Source organism: Cereibacter changlensis JA139, from assembly GCF_003034985.1.
In the GTDB taxonomy this organism is placed as follows: Bacteria; Pseudomonadota; Alphaproteobacteria; order Rhodobacterales; family Rhodobacteraceae; genus Cereibacter; species Cereibacter changlensis.
Genome location: NZ_PZKG01000374.1, coordinates 1 through 955 on the forward strand (window position 1 = coordinate 1; position 955 = coordinate 955).

The window sequence follows — 955 nt, forward strand, 5'->3', positions numbered from 1 at the left end:
GGCGGCGGCGGCCTCCACCGCGGCGTCGACATCGGCCAGGCCGCCGCGGCCGATGCGGCCGATGATCCGGCCGGTGGAGGGATCCTCGACCGGCAGCGCCTCCCCGCCCGAGGGGGCGACCCAGGCGCCGTTGACGAAGATACGGGTGCTGTCGAGGCGGGTTAGGTCGTCAATGGTCATGGCTGGTCCTGTGGGCAAAGGAAATCGCGCCGGAGCCGGCGCCGCGGCTTGTGGCGGGCCGCCGCAGCGGCCAAGCTGGCGCCGGAAGGCGCGCCGGCACGGCAGGCGTCGGCAGAAAGGCGGGGGACGGATGGACAAGATGAAGGTGGGAATGGTCGGCGTGGGGCTGATGGGGCACGGCATCGCGCGGAACCTCGCGTCCAAGGGCTGGGCGCTCGGCTTCCTCGACCATCCCGGCAACCAGCCGGTCGACGACCTGCTGGCGCTCGGCGCGCGGCGGGTCGCCGACCTCGCCGAGCTGGCGGCAGACAGCGAGGTGGTGATCCTCTGCGTCTCCGGCTCGCCGCAGGTCGAGGCGATCCTGCTGGGCGACGACGGCCTCCTCGCCCGCATCCGCCCGGGGACGGTGATCGTCGACTGCTCCACCGCGATCCCCAGCTCGACCGCGCGGCTGGCCCGGCTGACGCAGGAGGCCGGCGGGCTGTTCATGGACGCGGCGATGACCCGCACCCCGGTGGAGGCCGAGCAGGGCCGGCTGAACCTGCTGGTCGGAGCCGAGCCGGCGCTGCTCGAACGGATGCGACCGCTGCTGCAGAGCTTCTCCGAAACCATCTTCCATGCCGGCGAAGTCGGCGCCGGCCACACGCTGAAGCTGCTGCACAACTACGTGTCGATCGGCTGCGCCACGCTGCTGAGCGAGGCCGCCGCCTGCGCCCGCAAAAGCGGCATTGCCGATGCGGTCTTCGTCGAGGCCCTGACCAAGGGCGGCGGCTAC

General features: G+C 72.7%; 1 protein-coding gene and 1 pseudogene. One reads left to right on the plus strand and one right to left on the minus strand.

The features are described 5' to 3' along the window. Positions 1 to 180, minus strand: a pseudogene (locus tag C5F48_RS24145) (aldehyde dehydrogenase family protein); the annotation flags it as partial. Here C5F48_RS24145 and C5F48_RS24150 point away from each other — a divergent pair. After that, the coding region (locus C5F48_RS24150) for an NAD(P)-dependent oxidoreductase (RefSeq protein ID WP_107666167.1) at positions 179 to 955 on the plus strand (777 nt) is incomplete at its 3' end. The pseudogene C5F48_RS24145 and the gene C5F48_RS24150 sit on opposite strands and share 2 nt — an antisense overlap.